The sequence below is a fragment of the Streptomyces sp. NPDC058295 genome (genome assembly GCF_042880655.1).
In the GTDB taxonomy this organism is placed as follows: domain Bacteria; phylum Actinomycetota; class Actinomycetes; order Streptomycetales; family Streptomycetaceae; genus Streptomyces; species Streptomyces coriariae.
This window is the reverse complement of record NZ_JBHVYO010000028.1, coordinates 49,849-71,051: the sequence shown is the minus strand read 5'-3', so window position 1 is coordinate 71,051 and position 21,203 is coordinate 49,849. Positions and strand designations below refer to the sequence as shown.

General features: G+C 69.2%; 25 protein-coding genes and 3 pseudogenes. 14 read left to right on the top strand and 14 right to left on the bottom strand.

The genetic code is table 11. From position 1 onward, the window contains the following. Positions 1-131: 131 nt before the first annotated feature. A pseudogene (locus ACFVYS_RS27595) lies at positions 132-629 on the top strand (transcriptional regulator); the annotation flags it as partial. Positions 630-1,314: 685 nt separating this feature from the next. On the opposite strand, the gene ACFVYS_RS27590 reads toward ACFVYS_RS27595, so the two are convergent. Both ACFVYS_RS27590 and ACFVYS_RS27585 read right to left on the bottom strand, forming a co-directional pair. Next, entirely contained in the window at positions 1,315-2,013 is a 699-nt protein-coding gene (locus ACFVYS_RS27590; RefSeq protein ID WP_389506225.1) for a response regulator, read from the bottom strand. Beyond that, positions 2,010-3,179, bottom strand: a complete 1,170-nt coding sequence (locus tag ACFVYS_RS27585; protein WP_389506223.1) for a sensor histidine kinase — start codon at positions 3,177-3,179, stop codon at positions 2,010-2,012. The genes ACFVYS_RS27590 and ACFVYS_RS27585 overlap by 4 nt, the downstream gene beginning before the upstream one ends. A gap of 642 nt (positions 3,180-3,821) precedes the next feature. On the opposite strand from ACFVYS_RS27585, the gene ACFVYS_RS27580 reads away from it, so the two are divergent. After that, positions 3,822-4,079, top strand: coding sequence for a hypothetical protein (locus ACFVYS_RS27580; protein ID WP_389506221.1), 258 nt, complete (start codon positions 3,822-3,824; stop codon positions 4,077-4,079). A gap of 62 nt (positions 4,080-4,141) precedes the next feature. Here the strand turns inward: ACFVYS_RS27580 and ACFVYS_RS27575 are convergent, their stop codons facing one another. Then, entirely contained in the window at positions 4,142-4,576 is a 435-nt protein-coding gene (locus ACFVYS_RS27575) for a nuclear transport factor 2 family protein (protein WP_389506219.1), read from the bottom strand. Positions 4,577-4,760: 184 nt separating this feature from the next. Here ACFVYS_RS27575 and ACFVYS_RS27570 point away from each other — a divergent pair, with 184 nt between their 5' ends. Continuing rightward, on the top strand, positions 4,761-5,660 hold the full coding sequence (locus ACFVYS_RS27570; RefSeq protein ID WP_389506217.1) for a helix-turn-helix transcriptional regulator: 900 nt from the start codon (positions 4,761-4,763) through the stop codon (positions 5,658-5,660). 434 nt (positions 5,661-6,094) lie between these two features. On the opposite strand, the gene ACFVYS_RS27565 is transcribed toward ACFVYS_RS27570, so the two are convergent. The 3 genes from ACFVYS_RS27565 to ACFVYS_RS27555 form a co-directional block, all read right to left on the bottom strand. After that, positions 6,095-6,529, bottom strand: coding sequence for a DUF2267 domain-containing protein (locus ACFVYS_RS27565; protein WP_389506215.1), 435 nt, complete (start codon positions 6,527-6,529; stop codon positions 6,095-6,097). 113 nt (positions 6,530-6,642) lie between these two features. Further along, the gene (locus tag ACFVYS_RS27560) at positions 6,643-7,038 is read right to left on the bottom strand and encodes a DUF2267 domain-containing protein (protein ID WP_384119323.1); all 396 of its coding nucleotides are present in this window, start codon (positions 7,036-7,038) and stop codon (positions 6,643-6,645) included. 103 nt (positions 7,039-7,141) lie between these two features. Next, positions 7,142-7,576: an Hsp20/alpha crystallin family protein gene (locus ACFVYS_RS27555; RefSeq protein WP_389506213.1), complete on the bottom strand. Its 435-nt coding sequence runs from the start codon at positions 7,574-7,576 to the stop codon at positions 7,142-7,144. Positions 7,577-7,702: 126 nt separating this feature from the next. On the opposite strand from ACFVYS_RS27555, the gene ACFVYS_RS27550 reads away from it, so the two are divergent. Beyond that, positions 7,703-8,353 carry a type III effector protein gene (locus tag ACFVYS_RS27550; RefSeq protein WP_389506211.1) on the top strand — a complete coding sequence of 217 codons (651 nt, stop codon included), beginning with the start codon at positions 7,703-7,705 and terminating at the stop codon, positions 8,351-8,353. Positions 8,354-9,048: 695 nt separating this feature from the next. After that, on the top strand, positions 9,049-9,399 hold the full coding sequence (locus ACFVYS_RS27545) for an STAS domain-containing protein (protein ID WP_389506209.1): 351 nt from the start codon (positions 9,049-9,051) through the stop codon (positions 9,397-9,399). Between the two features lie 322 nt (positions 9,400-9,721). Here ACFVYS_RS27545 and ACFVYS_RS27540 read toward each other — a convergent pair whose 3' ends face one another. Then, positions 9,722-10,192: an ATP-binding protein gene (locus tag ACFVYS_RS27540; protein ID WP_389506207.1), complete on the bottom strand. Its 471-nt coding sequence runs from the start codon at positions 10,190-10,192 to the stop codon at positions 9,722-9,724. A 262-nt stretch (positions 10,193-10,454) separates the two neighbouring features. Here ACFVYS_RS27540 and ACFVYS_RS27535 point away from each other — a divergent pair. Next, a pseudogene (locus tag ACFVYS_RS27535) lies at positions 10,455-10,559 on the top strand (anti-sigma factor antagonist); the annotation flags it as partial. Next, positions 10,557-10,784, top strand: coding sequence for a hypothetical protein (locus ACFVYS_RS27530; protein WP_389506290.1), 228 nt, complete (start codon positions 10,557-10,559; stop codon positions 10,782-10,784). The pseudogene ACFVYS_RS27535 and the gene ACFVYS_RS27530, both read left to right, overlap by 3 nt. 93 nt (positions 10,785-10,877) lie before the next feature. Here ACFVYS_RS27530 and ACFVYS_RS27525 read toward each other — a convergent pair whose 3' ends face one another. The 3 genes from ACFVYS_RS27525 to ACFVYS_RS27515 form a co-directional block, all read right to left on the bottom strand. After that, on the bottom strand, positions 10,878-11,717 hold the full coding sequence (locus tag ACFVYS_RS27525) for an RNA polymerase sigma factor SigF (RefSeq protein ID WP_389506206.1): 840 nt from the start codon (positions 11,715-11,717) through the stop codon (positions 10,878-10,880). A gap of 294 nt (positions 11,718-12,011) precedes the next feature. Then, complete coding sequence (locus tag ACFVYS_RS27520) at positions 12,012-12,365, bottom strand: PRC-barrel domain-containing protein (RefSeq protein ID WP_385557194.1); 354 nt, start codon at positions 12,363-12,365, stop codon at positions 12,012-12,014. 339 nt (positions 12,366-12,704) lie between these two features. Next, positions 12,705-12,875 carry a hydrophobic protein gene (locus tag ACFVYS_RS27515; RefSeq protein WP_067385923.1) on the bottom strand — a complete coding sequence of 57 codons (171 nt, stop codon included), beginning with the start codon at positions 12,873-12,875 and terminating at the stop codon, positions 12,705-12,707. A 176-nt stretch (positions 12,876-13,051) separates the two neighbouring features. On the opposite strand from ACFVYS_RS27515, the gene ACFVYS_RS27510 reads away from it, so the two are divergent. The 3 genes from ACFVYS_RS27510 to ACFVYS_RS27500 all read left to right on the top strand — a co-directional run bounded on the left by ACFVYS_RS27510 (position 13,052) and on the right by ACFVYS_RS27500 (position 15,282). Then, the gene (locus tag ACFVYS_RS27510) at positions 13,052-13,228 is read left to right on the top strand and encodes a CsbD family protein (protein WP_389506204.1); all 177 of its coding nucleotides are present in this window, start codon (positions 13,052-13,054) and stop codon (positions 13,226-13,228) included. A 319-nt stretch (positions 13,229-13,547) separates the two neighbouring features. Continuing rightward, positions 13,548-13,772 carry a hypothetical protein gene (locus ACFVYS_RS27505; RefSeq protein ID WP_389506202.1) on the top strand — a complete coding sequence of 75 codons (225 nt, stop codon included), beginning with the start codon at positions 13,548-13,550 and terminating at the stop codon, positions 13,770-13,772. 331 nt (positions 13,773-14,103) lie between these two features. After that, on the top strand, positions 14,104-15,282 hold the full coding sequence (locus ACFVYS_RS27500; RefSeq protein WP_389506282.1) for a PP2C family protein-serine/threonine phosphatase: 1,179 nt from the start codon (positions 14,104-14,106) through the stop codon (positions 15,280-15,282). Positions 15,283-15,316: 34 nt separating this feature from the next. Here ACFVYS_RS27500 and ACFVYS_RS27495 read toward each other — a convergent pair whose 3' ends face one another. Together ACFVYS_RS27495 and ACFVYS_RS27490 are read right to left on the bottom strand one after the other, a co-directional pair. Continuing rightward, positions 15,317-15,607, bottom strand: a complete 291-nt coding sequence (locus tag ACFVYS_RS27495) for a hypothetical protein (protein WP_389506200.1) — start codon at positions 15,605-15,607, stop codon at positions 15,317-15,319. Positions 15,608-15,612: 5 nt separating this feature from the next. Further along, entirely contained in the window at positions 15,613-16,203 is a 591-nt protein-coding gene (locus ACFVYS_RS27490) for an isochorismatase family protein (protein ID WP_389506198.1), read from the bottom strand. A 357-nt stretch (positions 16,204-16,560) separates the two neighbouring features. On the opposite strand from ACFVYS_RS27490, the pseudogene ACFVYS_RS27485 reads away from it, so the two are divergent. Next, positions 16,561-16,684 (top strand): annotated as a pseudogene (locus ACFVYS_RS27485) (helix-turn-helix domain-containing protein); the annotation flags it as partial. Between the two features lie 157 nt (positions 16,685-16,841). Here ACFVYS_RS27485 and ACFVYS_RS27480 read toward each other — a convergent pair. Together ACFVYS_RS27480 and ACFVYS_RS27475 are read right to left on the bottom strand one after the other, a co-directional pair. Further along, a complete protein-coding gene (locus ACFVYS_RS27480; protein ID WP_389506196.1) occupies positions 16,842-17,861 on the bottom strand; it encodes an NAD-dependent epimerase/dehydratase family protein in 1,020 nt (339 codons plus the stop codon). Continuing rightward, a complete protein-coding gene (locus tag ACFVYS_RS27475; protein WP_389506194.1) occupies positions 17,858-17,995 on the bottom strand; it encodes a hypothetical protein in 138 nt (45 codons plus the stop codon). Before ACFVYS_RS27475 ends, ACFVYS_RS27480 begins: the two co-directional genes overlap by 4 nt. A gap of 22 nt (positions 17,996-18,017) precedes the next feature. Between ACFVYS_RS27475 and ACFVYS_RS27470 the strand changes: the two genes are divergently transcribed. From ACFVYS_RS27470 to ACFVYS_RS27460, 3 genes are all read left to right on the top strand, one after another. After that, positions 18,018-19,865 (top strand): AMP-binding protein, encoded by a 1,848-nt coding sequence (locus tag ACFVYS_RS27470; protein WP_389506192.1) that lies wholly within the window; start codon positions 18,018-18,020, stop codon positions 19,863-19,865. A 91-nt stretch (positions 19,866-19,956) separates the two neighbouring features. Beyond that, positions 19,957-20,262, top strand: coding sequence for an acyl carrier protein (locus ACFVYS_RS27465; protein WP_389506190.1), 306 nt, complete (start codon positions 19,957-19,959; stop codon positions 20,260-20,262). Further along, positions 20,249-21,199 carry an acyl-CoA dehydrogenase family protein gene (locus tag ACFVYS_RS27460; protein ID WP_389506188.1) on the top strand — a complete coding sequence of 317 codons (951 nt, stop codon included), beginning with the start codon at positions 20,249-20,251 and terminating at the stop codon, positions 21,197-21,199. The genes ACFVYS_RS27465 and ACFVYS_RS27460 overlap by 14 nt, the downstream gene beginning before the upstream one ends. The last annotated feature ends 4 nt before the right edge of the window (positions 21,200-21,203 follow it).

Below are 21,203 nucleotides of genomic sequence, written 5' to 3'. Positions count from 1 at the left end.
GCGGATCAGGTGGTGTTCGCTGCCCGTCTTCCGTCGGCCGACCGGCGACGGCCCAGTGTCGGCTCCCCCTCTTTCACGCGGGCGATACGGCCGAGCGTGCTGCGGCTGCTCCAACGACTGACCGATCTCCCTACGGGGTGTTGTCAGCCAAAGGCGACGTCCTGGCGCAGAACCCGATGGCATGTGCGCTCCTCGGCGATCTGAGCCGGTGGCCCGAGGAACGTCGCAACATCATCTGGCAGCGGATCCTGGGCACCGGCCACGCTCGCGTGACGCTCACCCGGAAAGAAGAGTCGGCGTGGATGCAGCAAGCGGTCGGTCTGCTGCGCACCGCACTCTCGCGCTACCCGGACGACCGGGACCTCGGTGGGCTGATCGAGGAGCTGACTACCGGCAGTGAGCGTTTCCGGGACATGTGGGAGGAGAGGCGCTCGACGGTGCACCGGTCGATGCACAAGATGATCGACCACCCCGAGGTGGGACGTCTCGTCCTGGACTGCGACACGCTGTTGCTTCCGGACACCGACCAGTCGATGATCGTCTACTCCGCCGCAGCCGGCACGCGGGAGGCATCGGCACTCGACGTACTACGTGTCATCGGCACCGAACGGATGTCGGCACTTCCCTAGTAGGACTTTGTTGCGTTGCTCTGGCGCTGTTGCTCTGGCTCTTGGGCTCGGGCTGGTGGTGGACGTTCTGGGCAGGGGGCGGTGGCAGGTGGTGCAGGTGCCGGTCCAGCAGTGCAGGAGGTTCTGCAGTGCGTCGAGGATTTGGTGGAGCATCAGGCTGCTGTGCGGCCCTCTGTGGCGTAGCGCCGCAGGGTGAGGAAGGCATGTGCGGTGGTGACGAGGGTGGCGCGGTGGTGGGAGATGCTTCTCAAGAGCCGCGACGCCGTCACCGACATCGACGGCATCTTGCATAACCGAGTGGGCCTGATCGATGAGCATCCCGCCGATGTCGGGGACCGACACGTTGAACCCGCGACGAGTGAACAACTCCGTCACGTCGTGCCAGTACACAGGACTGTGTCAGGCACTGTGAGGAGCGACAACGTCTTCCATCGGCTGTTCCTTCCGCGCGGGCATGCTGCCGACATTCAAGAAGATCGCCTCGTCCCATGGGCGTCCCGGCATCGTGGAAGGGGACCGGGCGTCACCTCGGCCACTTGACGAGATGCTCACGGAGTCCGCTGGATGCGATCGGGGGGCGGACAACCCACGGCACGTGTGGCCGCGGCCGGCTCTGCCCCGCGCTGGAGGAAGGGAGCACGGCCGTGGTCGCGCTCCCTTCCTTCCGAACGGGACCGCCGGTCGATCAGGCCCGGTCGCCGTTCCCTGCCAAGCCGGCCCGGTACGCCAGGACCACCGCCTGGACGCGATCGCGAAGGTCCAGTTTGGTGAGGATGCGGGAGACGTAGGTCTTCACGGTCTCGGGGCTGATGACCAGCTCGGCGGCTATCTCCGCGTTCGAAAGGCCCTCGCTGATCAGCAGGAGGACCTCGTGCTCGCGGCTGCTGAGAGCCTTGAGGCGTTCGCGGTCGGGGGACGCGGAGGTGGCGGCGGGACGCACGCGTTCGGCGTGGCGGCCGATCAGGGTGCGGGTGACGGCGGGGGCCAGGAGGGACTCGCCGCGGGCGACGGTGCGTACCGCGTTGATCAGCTCGGGCGGTGCGGCGTCCTTCAGCAGGAAGCCGCTGGCGCCGGCCCGCAGAGCCTCGTACACGTACTCGTCGACGTTGAAGGTGGTGACGATCAGGATCTTCGCGGGGCTGAGGGAAGCGGGGCCGGCCAGGTGGCGCGTGGCCTCGATCCCGTCGAGCAGGGGCATACGGATGTCCATGACGATCACGTCAGGCTTCAGCTCCTGCGCGCTGCGGATCGCCGCCCGGCCGTCCGTGGCCTCCCCGACGACCTCCATGTCGGGCTGGGCGGAGAGGATCGTGACGAAGCCGGCGCGCACGAGGGCCTGGTCCTCGCAGATCAGCACCCTGATCGCGGCGGGCGGAACACTCATGCGGCACCTCCTGTGGGGATGCGCGCGTGCACGCGGAACCCGCCCTCCGGGCGGAAACCCGCCGCGAACTCGCCGCCCAGCATCTCCACCCGTTCCCGCAGCCCGGTCAGGCCACGGCCGCCCGAGATGTGCGGGGCGCCGTCGCGGAGGGCGGCGGACTCGTGCGTGCCGACGGCCGTCCCGGCGGTGGTCACCTCGACCTCGGTCCAGCCGGGGGTGTGCGCGAGGTGTACCAGTGTCTCGTGGCCCGCGGCGTACTTCACGGCGTTCGTGAGGGATTCCTGCACGATGCGATAGGCCGCGAGCCGGGCGCCTATGGCCATGGCCGGCTGCTCCCCGTCCTCCACCAGCTCGACGGGCTGGCCGCCCGCGCGTGTCTGCTCCACCAGATCAGGCACCCGGCCCGGCATCGGCGTCCGCTCCGGTGGCTCCGCATCGCCGGTTGCCTCCAGCACGCCGAGGAGGAAACGGAGTTCGGCCAGAGCGCGGCGGCCGGTACCGTTGATGGCGTCGAGGGCGTCGCCCAGCCGGTCCGGCGACTCGGTGAGGTACCGAGCCGCGCCTGCCTGCACCACCATCGCGGTCACATGATGGGTCACCACATCGTGCAACTCCCTTGCCATACGACTGCGTTCCGCGGCGATCGCCACCTGCGCCGACAGGTGCCGACGCGCGGCCTCCTGTCCCCGCTGCCTGCGGACCAGGACGCCCAGCCCCCACACCGCCGCCAGGACCATGTAGATGAGCAGGTAGTCGATCAGGCCGGCGGGCGAGCCCAGCGTGTGCAGAGCGACGCCGAAGAGCAGGTACCCGCCCGTCGCCGCCAGTGGCACGGCCCGCCGGAGACGTTCCTGGTGAGCGCCCACGGAGTACAACGCGATGTACAGCCCCAGGCTGCCGAAGGTCGGAGGGCTGCCGAGGGACTGGTGGACCGCGAACGACGTGCCCGCCACCGCGAGGCAGCCGCCCGGCCACCGGGTCCGCACCGCGATCGGCAGGGTCTGCCCAAAGGTCAGCAACACACTTGCGACGGAGGCGCCGTGAACGGGAAGGTCACTGAACTGCGCCCCGATCCGCGACAGCGGCGACGTGAACGACAGCACCGTGAAGACGAGCGCGAACTCGCGGTCCTTGACGGCGGCGGGGCGTGCTTCCCACCACCGCACCAGCAGGCGCAGCCAGGCGGTCGCGGCGGCTGGCCGGCGCCCGCGCGCAAGGCCCCTGTCCTGTGCCGGTAACGCGGACCAGGCTCCGGAAGGGGACGCCGCCGGCCCGTCGGCCACCGACCGGCCCGGGTGGGGAGCGGAGTCCGTCCGGGCAGGCGATGCCGCATCCGATGGTTCACGAACCGCTTGGTCTTCCATCATCACCCATGATCGATCAAAGCCAGTGTTGAACGGTATGGGAACCGGGTCGTGGCCGGTGGCCCACGATCTCCCATCCGGTACGACCCATCCGGCATGCGCACCGCACGGCATCGCCCGGCCGGATGGGTCCCGCCCGGTGAATGTAGCGCCTGATGGTGGTGGGCCGTGGTCCGGGAGAGAAGCAGGCGCCTAGCTTCCTCGGGGGACAGCCGGACTTGGAATGCGCCCACTCGGTGGTGACGATACGCGGTGCGCACGGCCCGTAGTTTTCCGGTGCCGAAAGGGACAATCGCCCACCCCAGGCGGGCCCTTGAGGAGAAAGCCATGGCATCCAACCACCATCAGTCACTGACGCGGCCCGCCGGTCCCGTTGTGCACCGGACCGAACCGGCAGGGAAGACCACCGGGCATCCCGCGCGGTGGGCGTGAGCGCGTCTGCCGGTGCTGTTCGTACTCGTGCCGGCCGTGGGCGGCATCACCAGCATGATCAACGGCATCGCCGACGCCACTCCCTCGACCGCCCTGATCGCCGGGGTCGCCACCAGCGGGCTCGCCCTGTCCGCCTACACCTGGCTGGTGCGGTACCTGGAGGGCCCCAGGCCACAGGAGTTGTCGCTCGCTCAGGCGCGGCAGGGTTGCGCCGGGGGAGCGCCCTCGGTCTGGGCCTGTGCACCCTCACCGTCGCACTGGTCGCGATGACCGGCGGCTACTGCGAAGCGGGTCTCCGCGTGCACCCCTGGAAGACCCGAAGAGGGTCGTGGTCAGCGGGTGCCCGCCTCGGCGCGCGTGTAGAACGCGGCGAGTTCGTGGGGGTTCTTGGTGTAGACGTCGATCTTGCGGACCATGCCGTCCTCGACCTGGTGGATCTCAACCATGGTCAGCGGGAACTTCTCACCGGTGGTGTGGGCTGTGAGCGTTCCGGTGAGCGTTCCGATGACGCCGGCCGGGCCCTCGAATACCTCGGCATCGGTAATGGCGACGTTGGCGTAGCCCATCATCGCGCCGAGGACCGACTGCACGAACACCTCGCGGCCCTGGTGCACGCCGCCGTAGGGGAGCTGGTTCGGCTCATCGACGATCACCTCGGGGGCGAGCTTTGCCAGGACACCCGGCACATCGCCCTTGCTCAACGCGTCATACAGCCCTCGCACGACATCCGCGGGGCTCTCCGTCACCGTCTCGATCTGGTTGCTCATCTGGTGTGTCCTGTCAGTGTTCAGGTGCCGCCGACCGGGGCGCGTGCGTCCTCGCACCGGTCGGGCCCCGGGAGGATCGGGGCACGCACCATGCAACGCGAGACGGCCGTGACGGGGGAGTCCTTGCTGTGAGGGGTACTGGCAGGGCCCCTCACCTGTCACGCAGCCTGCCTACCCTGGCCTCATGGACAACAGGGACGCAGTCAGCGCATTCCTCCGCTCCCGACGCGACAAGATCACCCCAGAGCAGGCCGGTCTGCCGACGTACGGTCAGCGCCGGGTGCCCGGACTGCGCAGGGGAGAGGTCGCCGCACTCGCCGGCGTGAGCGTCGAGTACTACACGCGCCTGGAGCGCGGCAACCTCCAAGGGGTCTCCGACAGTGTGCTCGACACCCTCGCCCACGCCCTGCGCCTCGACGACACCGAGCGCATGTACCTGTACGACCTCGCCCGCGCTGCCGGACCGGCGCCGCAAACGCGGGCACCGCGGCGGGAGAGCCGACCGACGGTGCGGCCGAGTGTGGCGCGGATCGTCGATGGCATGCCGGAGCTGCCGGCGTACGTGATGAATAACCGCCTCGATGCGCTGGCCGCCAACCCGTTGGGCCGGGCCCTGTACTCGGAGATGTATGCCGACCCGACATGCGGGGCGAACGTCGTCCGGTTCGCGTTCTTCAACTCCGCAGCCAGGCGGTTCTACACCGACTGGGAGCGCATGGCCCGCTTCGCCGTGGGCGCGCTGCGCATCGAGGCGGGGAAGAACCCCTACGACCGGGAGCTGTCGAACCTGATCGGTGAACTGTCCACCCGCAGCGACGCCTTCCGCGTGATGTGGGGCTCGCACGACGTGCATGTCTTCCGCGAGAGCACCAAACGCCTCAACCATCCGCTCGTCGGCGAACTGGAACTCGATCAGGAGACCCTGAGCCTGCCGGACGAAAGCGGCCTGAGCGTTGTCGTCTACAGCGCGCCCCCCGATACCGCCGCGGAGGACGGCCTGAAGCTACTCGCCAGTTGGTCCGCCACGACCGGACAGGAGCAGGGCGCGCAATCCACGAGCAACCCGCCGCCCCGGCAGGCCTGACGGAACCGTACTGGCCCCTTTCCGGCGCTCAGCAGAGACTGTCACCCGGCGCGAGCAAGCCAGTGAGTTCGGCGATCGCCTCCGGTTACGGCTGGGTCGAAGGAGGAGATCCTCGCGCTGCACTAGCCGACTTCTCCGCCGCGGTCGCCGAACTCACCGACTGGGGCAAGCGGCAGCCCGCAGGACCCGAGACCCGACGCGAACTCCCGCGCCGCTACGCCGAGCTGACAGCCGGTGGCATCACGGCCGCGGCCCGCTTCGTGCAGGACAACGGAGGCGGCGCTGCGCAACCAGCCGTTCGCGGCCGAGGTGCAGCAGCACGTCATGACGCTCTTCGAGCTTTTGGCCGGGTCCGGCGCACGGTCCGGTGACGGTGCCCCGGCCGCATCGCTGCGTGTCCGCCTAGCCATCACCGCACTGCCTGCCCGGAACTGTCAGGCGGCCCGGATGAGTTCGGCGCGGCCGAACAGCAGGGCGTATCCGGACGGGAGCTGGTTGAGGATGCGGTCCAGGAGGTCGGGGCCGGCGAGGTGGCCTACGGCGGTGAGGACGGTTCCGGTGTCCCAACGGGCCATCGCGGGGGTGGCTCCCGTACGAGTGGCCAGGTCTTTGACGAAGCCCCAGCCGGTGAGCTGTTGGGGGTCGGGGATCTGGCTGGTGAATGCGAGGGCGGCCTCGGTGGGGAGGCAGGCGGCGAGTTCGACGCGTTCGTCTCCGGTGACTTGGCGGCCCAGGGCCCCCAGCACGGCGCGCGTGACGTCCTCGGCCCGCTCCCGGGTGGGATACGCGCCTTCGTACCGGACTCTTTCCAGCATCTGGTGAAACGTCATGCCGGGCCGGGCAGAGGCCGGTTCACGCAGCTGAAGCATCGGAAGTGACTGCCTTTCTTGTGCAAGGGCGCTTTCGCCGGTGGGAAGGGCCGACTGGAGGTGAGCGTCGGGCCGGCCCTGCTGATGGGTGAGCGGGTCACGCTTGCCTGGGCTCAGGCGGGTTGGGGATGGCCGAAGAGGAGGTCGTAGCCCGGGGGGAGCTGGAGCAGGATGCGGCGAGTGAGCTCCTCGCCCGCCGCATCGGCGGTCACGCTCAGTGCGGCGCTGACATCCCAGGCCGCGGTCTGTTCGGTGGCTCCCTCGATCCACGCCGCGGTCGCCCGTACGAACCGCTCAGGCGACAGCGGTTCGGTGGCCTGAAGCGGGTTGAGCAGAATCAGGGCGAAGGTCTCCGGGAGCCGGGCGGCCAGCTCGGCCCGGACCTCGCCCACCAGATGTGCGCCGAGCAACGCCAGTACGGTACGCGCAGCCCGTTCGGCTTCCTGGGGTGTGGCGTACTGGCCGCGTTCCTGAACGTGATCGAGGAATGCTTTCCATCGCATGGCCACCACTGCTCTTTACGTCGTCGGGTGAAGGACGTAGGGCACAGGACGGGACCAGAGGGGGGCGGTGCCCGTCCTCCGCTGTCGGCGCGGTCGGAGAACTGGCTCCTCAGCCGCTGATCTGCGGGCGCTCGGTCTTGTCGCCGATGGCGATCTTGCGGGGCTTGGCTCGCTCGGCGATGGGGATCCGCAGGGTCAGCACCCCTGCTTCGTAGTCGGCCGTGATGCGCTCGGTGTCCAGCGTGTCGGCCAGCACCAGCTGGCGGGAGAAGACGCCCAAGGGCCGCTCGGAGAGCTCCATGTGCACGTCGTCGGCCTTCTCGACCGGTCGGCGCTCGGCCTTGACGGTGAGCATGTTCCGCTCGACGTCGATGTCGATCGCGTCCCTCGCGACGCCGGGCAGGTCGAGGGCGATCACGTACACCTCGCCCTCACGGTAGGCGTCCATCGGCATGGTCGAGGGCCTCGTCCAGGTGCCGGCCCCACCCGTCAGCTGCTGGGCGAGACGGTCGAGTTCGCGGAACGGGTCAGTGCGCATCAACATCGCGATAACACCTCCACAGGTCTGGCAGGAACTGCCAATGCGCTTCGTCTGACACTGTTGTAGCATGTCATCCGAACGATGACAAATGAAGGTGTCATCAAAAGGGTGACACCAGAGAGGATCTTCATGACCGCCTCCCCCGCGCCGCATGACCCCGCCTCGTTCTTCGCTGCTGCGACGGCGCTGAACGCGATCAGCGAGGCGGTCCGCACCGCCCACGACCCGCAGACCGCAGTGCACCCCCAGGACGGACCGGCCAGTGCGGACCAGGCACTGGCCGCACTCCTGCTGTTGCGTGAACTACGCGACGAACTCGCAGGATGGGAACCGGGGCTGATCGAGGCAGCCCGCGCCGCAGGCTCGAGCTGGGCGGACCTTGCCCACCCCCTGGGTGTCGCCAGTCGGCAGGCCGCCGAGCGCCGTTACCTGCGCGTACGCCCCGGAACACCCGGCGCCACCGGCGAACAGCGCGTACAGGCCATCCGCAACCGCCGGGCCGCCGACCGCACCATCAGCGCCTGGGCCCGGACCAACGCCGCCGAACTGCGCCAGATCGCGGGTCAGATCACGGCACTGACCGACCTCCCCACTCCTTCCCGCACATCTCTGGCACGGCTCGCCGACGCCCTCGCCGACAACGACGCCGCCGCCCTCATCGATCCACTCGCCGACACCCACACCCACCTCAAGGCCAATCACCCCGACCTTGCAGCTCGCATCGCCACGATCACCCACCACACGGACCGACTCCGCCAGGCCGGCGACGACAAGCACTGAACGGCGGACGGTCATTTCGCTGCCTGATCAGCGGTTGCCTTTGATCCGCGAACGGGCCTTCCCCGGGGCGATGCACTGCACGAGCTGAATGAACAGCTCCACCAGCGAGTCGTGGCACAGCGTGGCCAGCAGCGTGTACCGCATCGGCCCAGCTGCCGCCCGCAGGTCCGAGGGGGTGCTCCCTCGCCGCCCGCGCCCGCCGGGCCGCGACCAGCTTCTCCGGCACGTCCGCGAACAGCTCCGGTGGAAGCTGGAGCCTGCGCTCCCATCACCGGACCCAGCCACACCACACCCGCACCTCACACCGGCCGGCTGCACTCGAGCACGTGGAACCACGAGGCGCGGCCGATGACGCCGGGGCCGGACCTGCCGGGGACGCGGTCGACGGCTGCTTCGGCCATCAGCCGGGTCACACGGGTGCTATGGGCGGCGGGCGCGGTCGGCCACCGTGCTGTCAGCCCGGCCACCCAGCAGACGCTGCCCCCGGGGGTCTTCTCGGCTGCCTCGCGTCCTTGATCAACAGGGAACCGCAGGCCGAGGGCCTCACTGGCCCTCGTCACCAGCCCGCGCCGTCCCAAGAAGTGGTGCGGTATACGAACCCGGATTTTGTTGACGCTGCAACCGCTCATGCGCTTGCGTGGGGGAGGACACCGACTCCGTTTCATGGATCTCCGGAGGAAGAACGAGGTGGTCCCATGGACGTATCCCCCCTGGCCGTCTCCCAGCACACCACCCCTGCCGGCGTGCACGTCCTGACGCTGAGCGGGGAGATCGACCGCAGCAGCGTGCCCTTCCTGGGCTGGGCGTTCGACAGCGGCGCGGGCGAGGAGTGCGCACCCCGCACGGTCATCGACTTCGAGAACGTCACCTTCATGGACTGCAGCGGCATCTCCTTCCTCGTCTACGCCCACCGTGCCGCGCAGGACAGCGACGGCTGGCTCCGCCTGGCCAACGTTCCCGCACCCGTGCAACGGCTCCTGCGCCTCGTCGGCCTGGACGACCTCATGCCGATGTATGCCACGCTCCAGGCCGCCCTCCCCTCCTGAAGAAACCGGCCAGGCACGCAATAGCTGCATACGTCGCAAGGATTCCCTCACGTATCCCTGCCGCCGCCGGCCCCCGAGCTCCCGTCCCGGCTCGGCTCGGTGCACACGGGACGGAACCCGATTCCCCGTCTTCCCAGCAGCCCGGGCGTAGCGCGCAGCACGCTGCAATGTGCCTGGCCGGCCGCGCATGAGCAGCAGCTTCGGACCAGAACCGTCGGGGACATTGGCTGCGGCCACTGGACCGCGCGCTCCGAGACATCGACGACATGGGCCGCTTCGTGCGGATCCACGCCCGACCGGATCCGCCGGGGTGACTGCTTATTCAGCGGCGGGCGGTGCCATGGCCAGGTGTGCCGGTCAGGGCGATGCGGGCCGTGATGCGTTTGCCGACCGGCTCCTGCGCGATGAACAGGTTCTCGGTGACGGCCTTGACGATCTCCAGGCCGTGCTGGCCGATCCGGTCGGGATCGGCGGGCCGGGCCGCGGGGACGGCGGGATCGCTGTCCCACACGACGACATCCACGGCACCGACGGTGATGCGCAGCTCCATCAGGACGGGCCCGGGAGCGTACTTGAGGGCGTTGGTGACCAGTTCGCTGACCACCAGCTGGGTGAGGTCCCGCGCCCTGGCGGACACCGGCAGGCGATGGTCGGTGTGGGCCCGGTCGAGGAAGGCGACGGCGTGGTGGCGGGCGTCGGCGATGCAGCCGTCTTCTCCGTCCAGGGCATAGCCGGCCCGCAGCAGGTGCTCGTCGGGTTCCGTGCAGCCGTCGTCGTCGGCGTGGGATCGCAACTGGCCTCGCCCTCATTCCCCATTTCAGGCGCGCCCCTACCCCCGATCCCGTGGTGCATGTCAGAGGCATGTTGTCAGCACACCTGCCCGAGAGTATGTGGCCGCGGCCCCGGGACAGAATCGTCCGTGCACGCCCTGCCCCGGGGCAACTGAGCGCAGTTGAGGAGACGGGGACCCGCATCGAGCAAGCGGACCGGCCGGACCGGTTCTCCGCCGTCCACCGCATGGCCGGCGGCGTGCGCGTCGTCACCGTGCAGGCGAGATCGACCACGACGTAAAAGAGATACTCAGCGCAGCCCTGCTGTCCGGGTACGGCACGGAGCCGCCGTCGCGGATCGTGGTGGACCTCAGCAGGGTGACCTTCATGGACTCCAGCGGCATCAACGTCTTCGTCGCCGCCCTCAAGGCCGTCAGCAGGAACGGGGCTCCTCGAAGCGGGGACGGACCCGGACGCGGCGTGAGCGCCGGCCTCACGCTGCACTACCACAAGGGCCGCGCCGAAGGCGTCAACACCCGCACCAAGAGGATCATGAGACAGAGGCATGGGCGCACCGGATTCGACCTCCTCCGCCACCGCAGCCTCCTACGCTGACGGACACCCAACGTCACCACCGACCACGGGCCGGCCCCGTTCATCTGACAGACCCCCGTGATGCGAACCGGCGGTGTGTTCGGGCGGATGCGGTCAGTTGGTGGTGAGCATGCCTTCGCGGAGTTTGGCGAGGGTGCGGTTGAGGAGGCGGGAGACGTGCATCTGGGAGATGCCGAGGTGTTCGCCGATCTGGGCTTGGGTGAGTTCGTCGACGAAGCGCATGTGGATGATGCGCCGTTCGCGGTCGTCGAGATTGGCGATCATCGGTGCCAGGGCGTTGAAGTCCTCGACGAGTTCGAGTGCGTTGTCATCGATGCCGATGAAGTCGGCCAGGGCTGCTTCACCGTCCTCGCTGGAGCTGACGGCGGCGTCCAGGGAGGAGGAGTTGTAGCCGTTGGAAGCCAGGCGCGCTTCGTTGACTTCCTCCTCGCTCAGGCACATCAGCTGCGACAGTTCCTGGACGGTAGGCATGCGGCCGAGCCGGCTGCGGAGCTCCTCGGTGGCTTTGGCGAGCTGAATGCGGGCTTCCTGAAGGCGGCGCGGGACGTGGACGGCCCAGCTCGTGTCGCGGAAGAAGCGCTTGATCTCGCCGACGATGTAGGGGACCGCGAAGGAGGTGAACTCGACTTCGCGGGACAGCTCGAACCGGTCGATGGCCTTGATCAGTCCGATCGTGCCGACCTGGACGATGTCCTCCATCTCGTCCTGGCTGCGGCTGCGGAAGCGCCCGGCCGCGTACTGGACGAGGGTCATGTTCATCTCGATGAGAGTGTTGCGCGCGTACTGGTACTCGCGTGTGCCTTCTTCGAGCACGGCGAGTCGGTCGAAGAACAGCCTGGACAGCTGCCGTGCGTCCCTGGGGGCGACCTGCGAGGGGTCCGCAATCTCGGGCAGCACCACGGTCTGTGCCTCTACCGTCTTCGCCACTGTCATGTCAGGCCCCTCCTGTGCGATCCAGCCTTCGGCCACCAGCCCTTGCGCGCCGGCAGCAGATGGCCTACCCGGGTTCGAAAAATGCATGCGGGGCGATTTTAGGGTGGACCCGGTGCACCCAGCCCAGCCCAGCCCAGCCCAGCCCAGCCCAGCCCAGCCCAGCCCAGCCCAGCCCAGCCCAGCCCAGCCCAGCCCAGCCCAGCCCTGGCCTGGGCCTGGCCAGGCCCAGGCCACGAGAAGTGGGGCCCACCGGAGGGTCTCCGGTGGGCCCCACTTGTGGGCGGGTGCGTACGGTCAGATACCTCGGTGGGTCTGGTAGTAGCTGCCGACCTGCTCGTGGTACCCGGCGTCGCCGACATGCTTGTCCTTGTCGAACTCGGGGGAGTCCTTGATCTGCTCCTTCGTGAGGCCGACATAGATCTTTCGCTCGGCCAGGTCGACCGTTTTCACGGTCCCGGCCGGCAGCAGAACCTGCTTGCCGAAGATCCACACGCCGGTGTCGACGACGAGGTACGAGGAGTTGACGTCGTCCGAGTGCTTGTCGACCTTCCCGATGCTTCCGTCGGTGGCCTCGACCTTCCATCCGATCAGGTCAGTGCCCGCGGTGTAGCCGGTGGTCGGCTGGTAGCCCCAGATGCTGTCACTCATGAAGAGCGGCTCCCTTATCGAGATTCCTTGCTACTGCCGTAGCCGAACTGTGAATTCGTACAGACGTCATCGAATTCGATGACGCTTCCTCAGAAAGCCGGGTGCCCCGGTCTCTCGGACCCCACACATTCATGCCGAGAAGAAATATGGATGGCCGGAGGCGCCGAGCTGGAGGCCATGATTCCTGGCGTCACGGCTGCCTCCGGCCGTGACCTCCCAGTACCCCGAATCGACAGAATCACCACCTTCGTCCCTGCCGCAACAGGGGCATGGAATACGGGTGGGGCCCGACGTCGCGGCGTCGGGCCCCACCCGTATCGGTGCGCTGTTCAGGCCCGCTCACCAGCGGTACCAGCGGCCCCGCTTGCCGCCGCTTGCCGTGGGGCGGATCACGAAGCCGAGGACCCACACGATCAGCACGATGACAGCGATCCACCACAGAGCCTTGAGTGCGAAACCGGCGCCGAAGAGGATCAGGGCGAGCAGAAGAACAAGAAGAATAGGAACCATGGTTATCAACCTCCGAGCCCTCGTGTGCCCTACGGAGCGATCTCCACTCCTGTGGAGCTTATGTTTTTTGGGGTCCTGAGCTGCGAGAAATCCGTGCGGCAGCAGCCCGGTTTGGGGGTTGAATCTGCGGTGAGACGGGGGGTGAACTATTTCGAGTGAGACAGGGGTGAGTGGTTGTGGCTGCGGACGAGAAGGGTCAGGCCCAGGGGGAGCAGGCCAAGGGCAAGCTCAAGAAGGTCGCAGGGGGCGCGGCGGGTAACGAGTCCCTGAAGGCCGAGGGGCAGGTCGAGGAATCCAAGGGTGACCTGCGCGCGGCCAAGGAGAAGGCCAAGGACGCGATCAAGCCCAAGTAGGCGCACCACCCCGAATCCCGGCAGTCCGATGACTGCCGGGATTTGTGCCGTCTTGCGCCCGACTGCCGCGCGTTCCCTGCAGAACGCAGCAGACTTGCCAGCTGCGCCGCAGTACACCGATCTGTTTCTCCAGCCGCGCTACACCATCGAACTCCCATCGCTGGAGGAGGAAGACAGCTTCTCGCCGCCTCCGCCCGCACAAGGGCGACGCGGCGCGGCGCGAAGCCGTTGACTGCCGCCCGGCCGGCTCCGCCGTGCCCAGCGATCAGCCCGGTGTGCTGGGCTGCGCCCACCTGGGAGAAGGGGCACCCTGGATGTTGTGGAAAGCGCCTTGATCGTTGTGCACCGGCCGTCTGAAAGGGGCGGTCGGCGGGTGAGCGTGAACCGAGGCGGCCAGGACGAGATTCTGGGCCTGGCTCACTCCGACCACGACCTGGTCGTGTTCCTTGAGGCTGCCGGACTGTCCGATCCGGACGAGCTGCTTGACGATCCCGGGCGGGTGGAATGGCGGGGCGGCCGCCCCCGTCAGTGGGACGCCGCATAGACCCGACGCCGCCTTGACAGGCATCACGTCCGCTCTGTGCGGCACCCCACCATCGCTGCCCGTCCTGGTGCACGGCGACGGCGCGCGAGCCATGAGCTGTACGTTGCCCCCCCCCGCACCACCTCCGCGACCGGACGTCCGCAGGCGGACGCCCGGACTGATTCATCTCTGTGAACGCATCACGTGTTCACCCGCCGTGACCGCTCACGGATTGACGCCCACCGTGGGGGTTCCCATGCTGGTAGGGGGGATGGTGGAAGGGACCGTGGCCGTGAGTGGTGGGCAGAGTGCACTTCCCCGGCTGCTGACGGCAGCGGAGACGGCGGCGCCGGTGGCTGCCGTCGACGTGGTCGCCGAGGACCTGCGGCGGCGTTTCGAGGCCACGAAGGTCTCCTTCCTCATCGTGGACCTGACGGGAAAGACGGTAGTGCGGCTGTCCACCGCGGAGGCGGTGCAGGGTGGGCGGGAAGCGGAGCGGATTCCCATGTTCGGCAGCGTCTACGAGGAGGTGATCTGCACCCAGCGGCTGTACCAGGAGGCGAGCAGCCAGGGACAGCGGGTGATCGTGCCGGTCACCAACCGGGGGGATGCGATCGGGCTGCTGGAACTGCTCCTGCCGGCCGCCCCTGGTGAGGACGTCCTGGAAGCGGTCGGGGAAGCCGCCCACGCCCTGGCCTACATAGTGATCGCCAACGGACGCTTCACCGACCTCTACACCTGGGGCAAACGCTCCAGACCCCCCACGCTGGCAGCAGAGATCCAGTACCAGCTGCTGCCCGCCTCACTGTCGTGCGAGGCCGCACAGTTCACCCTGTGCGGGAGCCTGGAGCCCTCCGAAGACCTCAGCGGCGACACCTTCGACTACACCCTGGACCGTGACACCCTGCATGTGTCGGTGACCGATCCCATGGGGCACGACATCGATGCCGCACTGGCCGCCACCGTCCTGGTGGCCGCCCTGCGCGGCGCCCGCCGAGCAGGAGCCGGTCTGGCCGAGCAGGCCCATCGTGCCGACCAGGCCCTGGCCGACCACGGTCACGGTCACGCCACCGGGCAGTTGCTGCGCATCAGCCTCCGCACCGGGCGGGCCCAGCTGGTCAACGCCGGCCACCCCTGGCCCCTGCGCATGCGCGAGGGGACGGCGGAGGAGGTCACCTGCGAGGTGGACCAGCCCTTCGGGCTGTCCGAGTCCGCGCCCCACTCCTACCGCGTTCAGGATATCGATCTGCGCCCCGGCGACCGTCTGCTCATGCTCACCGACGGCATGCTCGAACGTCATGGGGGGACGGTCGACCTGCCCGCCCTGCTGGAGCACACCCGGGATCTGCACCCGCGGGAGGTCGCGCTGACACTGACGTCCGCAGTCCGCGACGCTGCCGGCGGCCGGCTCGAAGACGATGCCACCGTGATGTGCCTGGACTGGTACGGCCCGCAGGAGACCCAGCGGCACGTCAGCTCCGGCGCGGACACGCGGCAGGCTTCAGCCAGCCGCACGAAGCCGTGGCCATGAGCCGTCACTCAGGCAGATCCGGTGCGGTTGCCGCTCATGGCGCGCCGCAGGTCGTTCGGGTGGCGTCGAAGCGGATGTTCCCGGATGCGACGGCATCCAGTAATCGCGTCACGGCGGGGAGCGAGCGGAGTGCGTCGACGAGCGGGGCGATCATGCCCTGGGAGTGGACGCGCATCGTCCGGTGCGACGATGCCGCCGGCAGGCATTGGCCGGGGTCGGCCGTCAGCAAGCTGACGGCCCCTGGGAAACGATCGAGGCTGGTGATGCGCTCACCCGATACAGCCACCCGTCCGCGCTTGCCTCCGGCCGTTCCCGCACCGGCCATGGAGACTATTCCGCGGGCGCCGCGCCGGAGACGGCGACGCCGGCCCGGCGGAAGTCGTCCAGAGCCGCGGATGTGGTGTCCGGGGCGACCCCGACGGAGTAGTCCAGGCGTACGCGTGCACGGAAGCCGGCCTTCACGGCGTCCAGTGCCGTGGCCCGGACGCAGTGGTCCGTGGCGATGCCCACTACGTCGACGTGCTTCACCCCGCGGGCGCGCAGCCAGTCCGCCAGGGAAGTGCCGTGTGTGTCAGATCCTTCGAAGCCGCTCTTGGAGGCGCTGTGCGCGCCCTTGAAGAAGACGGCATCGACCTTGCCGCCGGTGACTGCGGGGGCGAAGCCGGGGTGGAATGCGCCGCCCTCGTCTCCCGCCACGCAGTGGACGGGGAAGCTGTCCTGGAAGTCGGGGTTGTCGGAGAAGTGACTTCCAGGGTCGATGTGGTGGTCACGGGTGGCAACGACGTACTGGTAGTCGCCCCCTGCACTCCGCTCGACCAGGTCCGCGATCGCCGTGGCGATCCGCGCACCGCCCGCGACGGGAATGCTGCCTCCTTCGCAGAAGTCCTTTTGCACATCCACGACGATCAAGCCTCGACTCATCACGAACACCCTTCGGTATGAGGGAACGACTCCGGCGTTCTACCGGCTGTCTCACGCCCGCCGAAGACATGACGGGCTCTGCTCACCCGCACGGCCGCACACCTTCACCGCAGGAACGATTCACATCCCGCCGAAGCGGTGAAGTACGCGGGCCGCGCCCAGCTTGGGGGCGTGGTGCCGCCGACCGTCAGAACTTCACCTCGGATTCAGGTCCGGCAGACAGCACGCTCGGTTACGGTGACGCGGGCACCGGCTTCCCGGTCGACGTGAAGTCGGCGGCGACGGGGTCGAGGACGTGGGAACGGGCGGAGCCGGCATGGCCGTGCCGGGCGGTGGTGTCGCCGGCGAACAGCGCGCGTGCACCGGCGGCTGCTCGTCGAACGAGTCCGCGCGGGCTGCCCGGTTGCTCGTGTCGCCGCCGAAATGGGCATCTCCCGTGCCACGGCCCGCGAGTCGATCCGCCGCTGGCGAGCCGAGGGCGTCGCGTCGGTGTCTGGCTCTGCGTCGCCGATGGCTTCGCCAGGGCATCGCGTTGGGGCAGGCAGGGGCGACCCCGCCGGCCGGTCCCGCACCGGCTGGAAGCGTGCCGCGTTGTGACGCGTAGGGGCTCTCCGGGCGGTCTCGCGCCGCCGGAGCGCTCAGCCCTCGAGGGTGGCGGCAATTCCCTCGGCCAGTGGGATCGACGGAACGAATCCGAGGTCGGCGCGGGCCCGTTCGGCCGAGCACGTCCATGCTGTGCAGCGTAGTTCGCGGGTCTTGTCCCGGTTGAGTGGTGGTACGAAGCCACCCAGCCGCCCCAGTGCCTCGGCGCACTCGGCGACGGCTCGCGTAACGGCGTGCGGGACGGGGAGCACCAGCGGAGGGCGGCGGCCCAGCGCGTCGGTCACTGTCCGGCAGATCCCGTGCCAGGTGTGTTCCGTGCCGTCCGAGACCGTGTAGACACCCGAGTCCGGGACGTCGGGGCACATCGTCCTGCCCCGAGTTGCGGCCGCGAGCAATGCAGTGCACAGGTCGTCGACGTGGATGACGGAGTAATGCCTCGGCCCGAAGCCGCTTTTGACGACGATCCCGCTGCGGATCATCGGCAGCAGCGACGGCAGAAACGCCGGGTCGCCGGGCCCGTACACGATGGGCGGACGGATCGCGACCACTGCCAGGCGGTCGGCGAGTTCTCGGACGGCGAGTTCTCCGGCGAGCTTGCTGCGTCCGTAATGCGAGACGGGGGCAGGTGGTTCGTCCTCGGTTCGCGGCTGCCCCGGCCGTGCGGGACCGCCGGCGGCCAGTGAGGAGCACACGACCAGGCGCGGCGGGGAGGCAAGCGACGCCAGCGCCTTGGCGAGTCGTCCGGAGCCTGCTGAGTTGCAGCGCCAGTAGCCCTCGGCGGAGCGGGACTTGACCACGGCGGCGAGATGGAACACGCAGTCCGCGGCGGCGGCCGCCTCGCGCACCGCCTCGGCGCCCTCCGCGGTGGTGAGATCGCCCACGGTCAGTTGCGCGTCGGAGGGGAGGCCGTCTCGGACGGAGGTTTCTCGCACCAGGGCCGTGACCCGGGCGCCTTGTGCGGTGAGTCGGGCGCACAGGCGCCGTCCGACGAAGCCGGTGGCCCCGGTGATCAGAAACCGTTGTCCGGCGAGATCTTCGAAGCCGTGGCGGGTCACTGTACGACTTCCTGCTCGAAGTCCGCGCTGTGGCGGTGGTCGGCGGCCTCGGCGGCTTGGTGCGCCTCGGTTCTGCGGGGGGTCGGACTCCGCACCATGCCTGCCTTCGGGGTGGTCGTCACCAGGAACGGCACCGTATCACCGTAATTACGGTATGTGTGTGGCCTGTTACTTTCGGTGTCTGAACTCGTTGAAGGGGAGGCAGTCCTGAAAGCGGTCGAGGAGGACCAGTTGGTGGCGTACGACGGGGACCCTGCGCATCCGTGCGCGACGTTGACCGAGGTTCTTCGCGCGCACGCTCGTTCGGGGGTGTCGGCCACGGTGGGGGCGGCGGGGGACGCGGAGATGTCCTATCCCGAGTTCTGGGCGCGGGTCGTGGAGCGCGCCGCATGGTTCACCGGCCACGGGGTGAAGCGGGGCGACGCTGTCGCACTCGAGATGGACAGCACCACGGTGGCGATGATGGCGTCCTTGGCGATCCCGCTCTGCGGGGCTGTCCTGGTGCCGACCGGTGTACCGCGAGGGCTCGGCGCCCATACCCAGGAGCGGCTCCGGGCCCTGGCCGCGCTGCGGGTCGGCGGAGCGCGCTGGTATGTGTCGGACGGCGCACCGATGATCGGCCCGGAAGAGAGTCGCGCCGCCGGACTGAGGGTGGCGCATCTGTCCCTGGCAGAGGTGCCGGAGCGGGTCGCCGCCCACGAGGTGGAACCGACGCCCGATCCGGACGACGTCGCAGTGGTCCAGTTCAGTTCGGGCAGTCTCGCCGCCCCCAGAGGAATCGTCCTCACCCACCGCAACCTGGCCGTGAATCTGCGCGCCATCACCGAGCGCATCGGGCTCATGGCAGCCGGGCGCGCGGTGACGTGGCTCCCGCTCTCCCACGACATGGGCCTGATCGGCAGCTTCTGGGCCAGCCTTTACGCGGGATTCGCCTTCCGGGCGCTGTCGCCGGGTTCGTTCGTACGTGATCCACTGCGCTGGATCGAGCAGTTGGGCGACTTTCGCGCCACGCACACCACCGGCCCTCCCTTCGCCTACGAGATGGCCGCTCGCGCCGCGGGGCGTGCGCCCGCCCGGCTGACCGGTGTCGACCTGTCCGCGCTGAGCGTCGCCGTCATCGGCGCGGAGCGTGTCGCGCCGCGGCTCTGCGAGCGGTTCGAGAAGACGTTCGCCGGGCAGGGGATGCGCCGCCATGTGCTGCTGCCTGCTTACGGGTTGGCCGAGAACTGTGTCGCGGTCGCCTGCCGGGCACCGCTGGTCGGCTCGGTGGTGCGCCGCTTCGACACGGCCGCTCTGGAGCGCGGACACCTTGTCCCGCTGCCGCAGCCTCGATCCTCAACGGAGTCAGTCGACGGCAGCGGTGGCGGTGGCGTGCGGGAACTCATCGGCCACGGCGCCCCGTTGCCCGGCACCGAGGTGCGGATCGTCGCCCTGGACGGGCGAGAACTGCCCCAGGGACGAGTCGGCGAGATCCGGATCGGCGGAGCGTCGGCGGCCCGCTGGACGATCGGCCCCGACGGCGTACGACGCCCGGCGGCCGGGGACGACGGCCTCGTCCCGACCGGGGACCTCGGTGCGCTGGCCGACGGCGAGCTCTTCGTGATCGGGCGTTCGAAGGAAGCCGTGAAGTACGCCGGACGGCTGCTGGCCCCGACGGACATCGAGCAGACGGTTCTCGACGCCTCGCCGGAGACACTCGCCGCGGTCGCCGCGGTCGCCGTGGCGCGGGAAACAGCGGCGACCGAGGACCTCGTACTGTTCCTGGAGCTGGCGGATGCCCGGAGGACAGCCACAGGGGCGGCCGGCGAGGCCGCTCTGGTGAACAGTGCCCGGCTCGCCGTACTTCGTGAGTTCCGGGTGCCGGTGAGCGAGGTCTACATCGCACGGCGAGGCGCGCTCCCGCGGACGGCCAGCGGCAAGGTACGACGGCTCAGCCTGGGCGCCGCCGCCACGGCGGGAGAGCTTCCGCCCGGAGTACGACTGGCCGTCCCGGTGGAGTCCTGAACCCTCGGCGTCCCGGCCGCTCGGCCTGACCCGCACTGATTCCCGCCCCCGCTACCACGCGCAGACCGAACAAGGCAGAGAAGAGGACACCGTGGATACAGCGTCGACCTCGGCCGAGACAGTCCGTCAGGTCCCGGACCGGGAGGACCTCAAACAACGTCTCGCCGCTCGGCTGCGTATCGACGTGGCGGTGCTCTCCGAGAAAGCCACGCTTGATCAACTCGGTCTCGATTCACTGCTGTTGGCGGAGACGGTGGCCGACGTCGAGACCCGCTACCACGTGGAGTTCGACATGGCGGTCTTCGCCGAGAGCCTCGTACCCACTCTCCCTCTCGGCGCGTTCCTCGATCTGCTGGGCGAGGGAACGAGCCGGGGTTCCTTCCATGCCCGCGCCTGACCGGGGCATCGACGCGGGGCTCGGCGGGGCCGTGCTCAAAACCGTCGCCCGACGGCTGACCCGGCACCTGCTCGACCGTTTGGTATCGGACGCCTCGGCACGGCCGGACCGGGTGAGTACCGCACTGGGCCATGCGACCGCCCACGGCCTGTTGGGCACCCACTGCGACATCGCATTGCACGGGCCCCCGGGGCGCCTGGAGGCACACGGACACGCGGATCAGGTTCTCGGTCTGCCCGACGCCCGGGCAGTGCTCGCCGAGGGCATCCGCCGACATGACGACCGTCCCGTACTGCTTCTGCTGCCCCTCGACGCGGCGCACACGCAGGTACGGGAACAGCGGTTCGGCGCCTTGGCCGGCGTCCGGTTCGCCAGGCTGGAGGTGACCGCTCTTCCCGTGCCCGATCATGCGCTGCTGGGCACCGTGGAGCAGCATGCTCCGTTGCTCGGCGACGCCGTGGCGGCCACCCGGCTGGCCCTCGCACAGCTGCTGACCGACCTGGCCCAGCAGTCCGTCTCGGATGTTCTCGGGTACGCGAGCCGCAGGCCGTTCCAGGGCGGTGCCCTGGCGGACCGCCAGGCATTCCTGCACGCCGTGGCCGAAGCCACCGCCGAGGTGCGCATGTGCCGCGCGGTGACGCGTCGCGCAGCCACCGCGGGCGGACCCGCCCAGTGGGACCGTGCTGTGCGGGCCGGGGTGTTCGTCTCCCGGGCCGTACCCCGGGCGGTGGGTACCGCCTGTCGGCTCTTCGGCGGGCGGGGGTTCATGGACGGGCATCCGATCGCTGCGGCCTACCGCGCGGCGGTCTTCGCCCCGGTGCTGCTCGGCGGAGAGCAGCGGCTGGTGCACAGCATGCGCGAAAGGCTGGCGGGCGAGGCGTCCTTTCCGCAGACGGTCGGGCGGCCCGGTCAGCCGGTGGCGGGGAGTCTTCGGTGAGGCG